This is a genomic window from Shinella granuli, from assembly GCF_004341885.1.
GTDB lineage: Bacteria > Pseudomonadota > Alphaproteobacteria > Rhizobiales > Rhizobiaceae > Shinella > Shinella granuli.
Genome location: NZ_SLVX01000059.1, coordinates 1,455 through 9,297, shown reverse-complemented (window position 1 = coordinate 9,297; position 7,843 = coordinate 1,455). Strand labels below are relative to the sequence as shown.

Sequence of the window (7,843 nt, the reverse complement as noted above, 5' to 3'; positions counted from 1 at the left end):
AATTCATAGAACCCATCACTGAGGATCAAAGCCCGGTTCGAGGCGAACTCGCGACCCTCCGACCGGAAATTGTAGACCGGCTTCTTGCTCGGTCCCGGCCAGCTCCAGCGCCGCTGGACAAGCTCGCCAACTCCGCGCTCGCTTTCCACCGTGCGAACGATGGGCGCCGTGTCGGTGATCCTGATATCCTCGCGCGCTTCGATGTTGGGCCTGCCCTCGGGGAAGCGGATCTTGATCTTGAGGTGCTCGAACTCCTCGATGACCGAGGCCAGTTCGACCATCAGCCTGTAATCGTTGCACATGGTCCCTCCGGCAGGTCGGCGGCGTCGCGGTTTGAGAGTAATCTAGCGCGGAGGCTGCGGATTTCGATGCGGCCGGCGAGGAGAGGTACGCCTAGATCTCCAACTGAAGTTGATCGGCAGGTCCGCTCGCGGTTTCGTCGCCAAACGAGGACAGGGTCACGCCGAGAAGGCGGATCCCTTTCGCCGTCGGAAACAAGGGGGCGAGGAGCTTCTGCACTGTCGCCACGATCTCCGCGACCGATCCGAACGGCGTGGCTTCGGTTTTGCTTCGCGTGATGATCTGGAAGTCGGCATATTTCACCTTCAGGGTGACGGAACGGCCATGCAAGTCCTTGGCCTCGCAATGCCGCCAGACCTTGTCGATGAGCGGGGAGATTTCCGCACGCGCTGCATCCAGATCGAAGAGGTCGGCCATGAAGGTATCCTCGGCGCCGACGGACTTGCGCTCCCGATCCGGGCGGACCGGTCGATCGTCGATGCCACGCGAGATATTGTAGTACCAGGCGCCCGACTTCCCGAAATGCTCCTGCAGGAAAGCAAGCGACTTCGCCTTGAGGTCGGCGCCGGTCAGGACGCCGAGGCGTTCCATCTTCGCGGCGGTTGCCGGCCCCACGCCGTGGAATTTCTTGACGGCAAGCCCCTCGACGAAAGCCGGCCCGTTCTTGGGCGTGATGACCGCCTGACCATTGGGTTTGTTGAGGTCGGAGGCCATCTTGGCCAGAAACTTGCAATACGAAATACCGGCCGAGGCGTTGAGCCCGGTGATCTCCTTGATGCGGGCGCGGATTCTCGTGGCAATCTCCGTCGCTATCGGAATGCCCTGCTTGTTGTCGGTGACATCGAGATAGGCCTCGTCGAGCGACAAGGGCTCGATCAGATCGGTATGCTCGGCGAAAACCATATGGATTTGAGCCGAAACGGCTCGATAGACATCGAAGCGCGGCGGAACGAAGATCAGGTCCGGGCAGCGCCGCTTGGCGGTGATCGATGGAAGGGCCGATCGAACGCCGAAAGCGCGCGCCTCATAGCTTGCGGCGGCCACGACACCGCGGGCGGCAGCGCCGCCGACAGCAACGGGCTTGCCACGCAGCTCGGGATTATCGCGCTGCTCGACGGAGGCGTAAAAAGCATCCATGTCCACATGGATGATGCGCCGGACGCGCTCCTCGCGATCTGGCTTCTGTTCCTCTAGCTCGGCCGAAGTGACGGGCTGCATGGCTCATTTCCACATCGATCGCATCCTCGCACCGATATCGACGCGAACCTGGCGACTGCTCCGCTCGCTGGCGGCAGCCGATACCTTCGGCCAGCTTGCCGTCTCGAAGAACTGCAAGAGCGTGGCCGGTATGAAGCGGGTGCGCGACGCATAGACATGGCGGTCTCCCTGAGCATTCTGGCCGTGCGTGAAGAAGCGCTGCGGCGTGATCAGCGTGAGGCTGTCGCGCGCCCTCGTCATGCCGACATAGAGCAGACGGCGTTCTTCCTCGAGTTCAGGGGTAGAGCCGGTGCCAAGGTCAGACGGGATGCAGCCGTCGACGACATTGAGCATGAACACGGCACGCCATTCCTGTCCCTTGGCCGAGTGGATCGTGCTCAAGATCAGATAGTCTTCGTCAAGGAGCGGCACGCCGGCTTGGTCGCTGGTCGCATCGGGCGGGTCCAGGGTCAATTCCGTGAGAAAGCGTTCGCGGCTCGCATAGCCGCCGGCGATCTGTTCGAGTTGAAGCAGGTCATCCTTGCGGGTGTCGGCATCCTCATGGATGCGTTCGAGATGCGGCTCGTACCACATCCGAACCGTGCCGATCTCCGCCGGCCAGCCTGCCTCCGCCTTTCGCAGCGCCGAGACCAGCGTGACGAAGGCCGGCCAGTCGTCGCCGGTCTTGGCGGGTGGCGGAATTTCGGCGAGCGACTGTAACGGCTCGGGATCGCTTGCGATCGTGTCGAGGATTTTGCCGGCCGTCTGCGGCCCGATACCGGGCAGCAGCTTCAGCACCCGGAAGCCGGCAACCCGGTCTCGCGGGTTTTGGGCAAACCTCATGACCGCCAGCATGTCCTTCACATGGGCCGCGTCCAAAAATTTCAGGCCGCCGAATTTCACAAAGGGAATGTTCCGCCGCGTGAGCTCGATCTCAAGCGCATTGCTGTGGCTCGAGGTTCGAAACAGTACGGCCTGCTGCTTCAGCGTCATGCCGATCTCGCGGTTGGCCAGCACCTGCTCGACGATATAGGCGGCCTGGTCGATCTCGTCCTTGACGGTGACCAGCATCGGCCGTTGCTCGGAGGCGCGGTCCGTCCAGAGGTTTTTCGTATAGCGCTCGCGTGCCAACTCGATCACGCCGTTGGCCGCAGCCAGGATCGGCTGGGTGGAGCGATAATTGCGGTCGAGCGTGATGACGTCGGCGGGTTTCGGCGAGAATTCCTTCGGGAAATCCAGGATATTTCGGATGGTCGCGGCGCGAAAGGAATAGATCGACTGAGCGTCGTCGCCGACGACGGTCAGGCCGCGGCCGCCGGGCGCCAGCGACATCAGGATCGACGCCTGCAGGCGATTGGTGTCCTGATATTCGTCGACGAGGATATGGTCGAAACGGTTGCCGACATCCTCGGCCAGCTCCGGCTCGGAAACCATCTGTGCCCAGTAGAGCAATAAGTCGTCGTAATCCAGGACGTTCTGCGTCTGCTTCGCTTCTGTATAGGCCGCAAAAAGCTGCTTCAGCTCTTCCTCCCATTCCAGCACCCACGGATAGGACGATTTCAGGATCTCCTTGATCGAGGCCTCGGAATTGACGACGCGGGAATAGATAGCGATGCAGGTGCTTTTCGTAGGAAACCGGCTCTGCTTGGCGGAAAAGCCAAGGTCATGCCGGACGAGGTTCATCAGGTCGGCGCTGTCCTCGCGGTCATGGATGGTGAAATCGACGCTGAGACCGATCTGCTCGGCATACATCCGCAACAGCCGCGCCCCAATCCCATGAAACGTGCCGGCCCACGCGAGCGCGTCGGTCATGATGGCGGCATTGTCGCCGAGCACCTGCCGGCAGATGCGCTGCACGCGACGCGCCATCTCGGATGCTGCCCGCCGCGAAAACGTCATCAGCAGGATGCGCCGCGGATCGGCGCCGTTGACGATCAGATGGGCGACGCGATGCGCCAGCGTGTTGGTCTTGCCGCTGCCCGCGCCGGCGATAATCAGCAGCGGGCCGCCGATCTTTCCATCCGGCAGGCCAATACCGTGCTCGACGGCTTCCCGTTGCCGGTCGTTGAGTTTTTCGAGATGAGCCGCCGCCATTTGTCCCCAGCATGCCTAAGAAAAATTTCCTACCCCTCCGATCAGTGGATATCTCCTTGATGCAGCTAAGGGATTCGTTTCAACGACTTAGCCGAGGGGCAACTTCCGGACCGGAGGCCCGATTGACTCAGTTGGGCAATCGGAACAAATAATGAACATATCAGCTTAAAGAACCGCTGGAAACCCTGAAGGAGCAACAATTCTGCCGTGGCCAATCATGCCCTCAACCCCGTGCTGGCAGAGCTTCGCGAGCGCATCGAGCAGCTTGAAGGCGGCCCGCAGCGCGCCAGGCAGGTGCTGCCCTTCGGCGTCGCCGAGGTCGATCGGGCTCTGCCGGGGGGAGGGCTCGCCTTCGGGGCATTGCACGAGGTCGCCGGCGGCGGGGGAGGGACGGTCGATGGCGCTGCTGCGGCACTGTTCGTTGCCGGCATCGCGGCGAGATCGCGCGGCAAGGTTCTGTGGTGCATGACGCGCCCGGATCTGTTTTTCCCAGCGGTCGCCCAGGCGGGACTCCATCCGGACCGTGTCGTGTTCTGCGAAAGCGATCGGGAAGAGGAGGCGCTATCGGCGATGGAGGAGGGATTGTCTTTCGGCGGGCTTGCCGTCGTGGTCGGCGAGCTTGTCCGTCTGCCGATGACCGCGTCGCGTCGCCTGCAACTCGCCGCCGAGAAGACGGGCGCCCTGGGCATCGTGCTGCGGCGATGGCGACGACAGAACGAGGCATCGGATTATGGGCAGCCGACCGCCTCGACGACGCGATGGCGCATCAGCACCCTGCCGTCGGAAAGACTACCTGTTGCCGGCGTCGGGAGGGCGCGCTGGCTCGCAGAACTGATGCGCGTGAAAGCCGGCGAATGCGCCGAATTTGAAATTGGAGCCCCCGATGCCCAGGGTCGTATCGATCTATTTCCCACAGCTCGCGACGGAGCGGATCAGACGGCACGCTGGCGAAGCCTTGCCGGCTAACAAGCCACTGGTCGTCATTGCGCGCCGCGGTTCGAAGCGATGGATCTCCGCCGCCGATGCGACGGCCCTGAAGCTCGGCCTGCGCATCGGCATGGCCGCGAGCAAGGCGCAGGCCATGGTCGCCGATCTCCTCATGGTGGATGCGGCCCCGGCCGAAGATGCCGCCGCCTTGGAGCGGCTGGCATTGTGGGCACTCCGGCAATATAGCCCCGTCGTTGCGGTCGACGGCGCCGACGGTCTCGTCATCGATACGGAAGGCGCTGATCACCTGCACGGCGGCGAAGCGCTGCTCGTGTCGGGCCTCGTCAATATGCTGCGCGGCCGCGGGCTGACGGCGCGCGCCGCTGTCGCCGACACCTGGGGCGCGGCGCATGCGCTCGCCCGGCTGCTGGCCGTAGAGACGACTGTCGTGCCGGTGGACAATGTGACGAAGGCGGTCATCGACCTGCCCATCGTCGCGCTGCGGCTGCCAGCGGAGACCGTCCAGGGCCTCCGCGTCCTCGGCATCGACACCGTCGGCCAGCTTTCGGCGATGCCGCGCGCGCCGCTGATGTTGCGGTTCGGGCCGGAACCTGGACGAAGACTGGATCAGATGTTTGGACGGATCGCCGAACCGATCGAGCCGATCCGCACGCCGGAATTGGTCGAGGTTGCGAAGAATTTTGCCGAGCCGATCGGCGCGCCCGAGACCATCGCCAAATATGTGCGCCGGCTGGTCGGCCAGCTTTCGAACCGCCTCGCCGAAGACGGCCTTGGCGCACGGCGTTGCGACCTCTTCATCCATCGCGTCGACAACACCCGGCAGCATCTTCGCGCTGGTCTCGCTAAACCGGTCCGCGATCCGGCGCGCCTGTCGAAGCTGCTCTGCGACCGCATCGAGACCATCGATCCCGGTTTCGGCATTGAGAAGCTGGTGCTGGTCGCCGTCTTCGCCGAGCCGCTGGAGGAACGGCAGGTCGCTTCCTTTCTGATCGAGGAGGAGGGCGCCGACATCACTCCACTGGTCGATATCCTCGGCAATCGCGGCCACCGGCTGTTTCGTGTCGCGCCCGTTGCCTCCGACGTGCCGGAGCGTTCGGTCCGGCGCATCGCCGCGACCGCGCCTGACATCGGCGAGGCCTGGGCGGTGAAATGGCCGCGGCCGACCCGGCTTTTCGCAAATCCGGAGCGCATCGAGGTCATCGCGCTGCTGCCTGACCAGCCGCCGGCGGTGTTTACGTGGCGCGGCAAACGCAGAAAAGTTGTGCGCGCCGACGGCCCGGAACGGATTTTTGGGGAATGGTGGCGCCGACCGCGCGAGTTCCAGGCGGTCAGGGACTATTTCGTGGTCGAGGACGAGCTTGGCGAGCGTTACTGGGTCTATCGCGCCGGCGACGGCATCGATCCGGAAACCGGATCGCATCTGTGGTTCATTCATGGGGTGTTCGGATGAGATACGCCGAGCTTCAGGTCACGACACACTTTTCGTTCCTGCGCGGGGCATCTAGCGCCGACGACCTGTTCGCGACGGCGGCCGCGCTCGGCATCGACGCTCTCGGCGTTGTCGATCGCAACAGCCTCGCCGGCATCGTGCGTGCCTGGGAGGCGGCCAAGGCCACCGGCATTCGGCTCGTCGTCGGGTGTCGGCTCGACCTGACCGACGGCATGTCAATCCTCGTCTATCCGATGGACCGGCCGGCCTATTCGCGTCTGACGCGGTTGCTGTCGCTTGGGAAGGCGCGCGGCGGCAAGGGCAAGTGCCTGATCGATTTCACTGATGTCGCCGAGCACGCGGCTGGCATGATCGGTGTGCTGGTGCCCGATGAAGCTGACGAGGCCTGTGGTGTGCAGATTCGCAAGATGGCTGAACTATTCGGCGACAGGGCCTATGTCAGCCTCTGCTTGCGTCGTCGGCCGCTCGACCGTCTGCGCCTGCACGGCATCGCCACCATGGCCGCCCGCTTTAAGGTTCGCACCGTCGTCACCAACGACGTGCTGTTTCATGAACCGAGCCGGCGCCAGCTCCAGGATGTCGTGACCTGCATCCGCACCCGCACGACAATCGATGATGTCGGTTTCGACCGCGAAAGACACGCCGATCGCTTTCTCAAGGCGCCGGAAGAGATGCACCGGCTGTTTGCCGAATACCCGGAAGCTCTGGCGCGCAGCCGCGAAATCGTCGAGCGCTGCAAGTTCGACCTGAAGGAGCTACAATACCAGTATCCGGAGGAAGCCATCGTGCCCGGCCTCGATCCGCAGCAATCGCTGGTCAAGTTCACCTGGGAAGGTGCGGCAGATCGCTATCCCGAGGGCGTTCCGGACAAGGTCCAAAAGTCCTTGCGCGACGAGCTGGAGCTGATCCGGGTCATGAACTATGCGCCCTATTTTCTGACGGTTTTCTCGATCGTCCGTTTCGCCCGCTCGAAAGGCATCTTGTGCCAGGGCAGGGGCTCGGCCGCCAACTCCGCCGTCTGCTATTGCCTGGGCGTCACCTCGATCGACCCCGACACCAACGATCTCCTCTTCGAACGCTTCATCAGCCAAGAGCGAGATGAGCCACCGGACATCGACGTGGATTTTGAGCACGAGAGGAGGGAGGAGGTCATCCAGTGGATCTACAACACCTATGGCCGCAGCAAGGCCGCGCTCTGCTCGACCGTCACCCGCTACCGCGCGAAAGGCGCATTGCGGGACGTCGGCAAGGCGCTCGGCCTGCCGGAGGACATGATCGGGCAACTGTCGTCGGGCGTCTGGGGCTGGTCGGAAGGGGTCTCAGAACGCCAGATTCGGGAAAACAATCTCAACGCAGCGGATTATCGCCTGAAGCTGACGCTGGAGCTGGCGCAGCAGCTGATGGGCGCGCCGCGCCATCTCGGCCAGCATCCGGGCGGCTTCGTCTTGACCCATGACAGGCTCGACGATCTCGTGCCGATCGAGCCGGCGCGCATGGACGATCGCCAGGTCATCGAATGGGATAAGGACGATATCGAGGCGCTCAAATTCATGAAGGTCGACGTGTTGGCCTTGGGTATGCTGACCTGCATGGCGAAAGCCTTCTCGCTGATGGCCGAGCACAAGGGCGAGGTGTGGGATCTCGCGTCGATCCCATCGGAAGATTCACGCACGTATGCGATGATCCGCAAGGCAGATACCCTTGGCACCTTCCAGATCGAAAGCCGGGCGCAAATGTCCATGCTGCCGCGCCTGAAGCCTCAGACCTTCTACGATCTGGTCGTTCAGGTGGCGATCGTCCGGCCTGGGCCGATTCAGGGCGACATGGTGCATCCCTATCTTCGCAGGCGCGAGG

General features: G+C 63.3%; 6 protein-coding genes. 3 read left to right on the top strand and 3 right to left on the bottom strand.

The genetic code is table 11. From position 1 onward, the window contains the following. From EV665_RS31435 to EV665_RS31425, 3 genes are all read right to left on the bottom strand, one after another. The coding region (locus tag EV665_RS31435; protein ID WP_483475612.1) for an SOS response-associated peptidase family protein at nt 1-302 on the bottom strand (302 nt) is incomplete at its 3' end. Between the two features lie 91 nt (nt 303-393). Next, nucleotides 394-1,518 carry a DNA polymerase IV gene (dinB, locus tag EV665_RS31430; RefSeq protein WP_133037191.1) on the bottom strand — a complete coding sequence of 375 codons (1,125 nt, stop codon included), beginning with the start codon at nt 1,516-1,518 and terminating at the stop codon, nt 394-396. 3 nt (nt 1,519-1,521) lie between these two features. After that, nucleotides 1,522-3,591: an ATP-dependent helicase gene (locus EV665_RS31425; protein WP_133037190.1), complete on the bottom strand. Its 2,070-nt coding sequence runs from the start codon at nt 3,589-3,591 to the stop codon at nt 1,522-1,524. Nucleotides 3,592-3,798: 207 nt separating this feature from the next. On the opposite strand from EV665_RS31425, the gene EV665_RS31420 reads away from it, so the two are divergent. The 3 genes from EV665_RS31420 to EV665_RS31410 form a co-directional block, all read left to right on the top strand. Continuing rightward, complete coding sequence (locus tag EV665_RS31420; protein ID WP_133037189.1) at nt 3,799-4,557, top strand: ImuA family protein; 759 nt, start codon at nt 3,799-3,801, stop codon at nt 4,555-4,557. Next, nucleotides 4,475-5,989, top strand: coding sequence for a Y-family DNA polymerase (locus EV665_RS31415; protein WP_210234716.1), 1,515 nt, complete (start codon nt 4,475-4,477; stop codon nt 5,987-5,989). The genes EV665_RS31420 and EV665_RS31415 overlap by 83 nt, the downstream gene beginning before the upstream one ends. Further along, nucleotides 5,986-7,843: PHP domain-containing protein (locus EV665_RS31410; RefSeq protein ID WP_133037192.1), on the top strand; the 1,858-nt coding region annotated here is incomplete at its 3' end. The genes EV665_RS31415 and EV665_RS31410, both read left to right, overlap by 4 nt.

Bases quoted from the DNA above. Each gene is read 5' to 3' on its own strand.
- dinB (WP_133037191.1), bottom strand. From the start codon at position 1,518: ATGCAGCCCGTCACTTCGGCCGAGCTAGAGGAACAGAAGCCAGATCGC.
- EV665_RS31425 (WP_133037190.1), bottom strand. From the start codon at position 3,591: ATGGCGGCGGCTCATCTCGAAAAACTCAACGACCGGCAACGGGAAGCC.
- EV665_RS31415 (WP_210234716.1), top strand. From the start codon at position 4,475: ATGCCCAGGGTCGTATCGATCTATTTCCCACAGCTCGCGACGGAGCGG.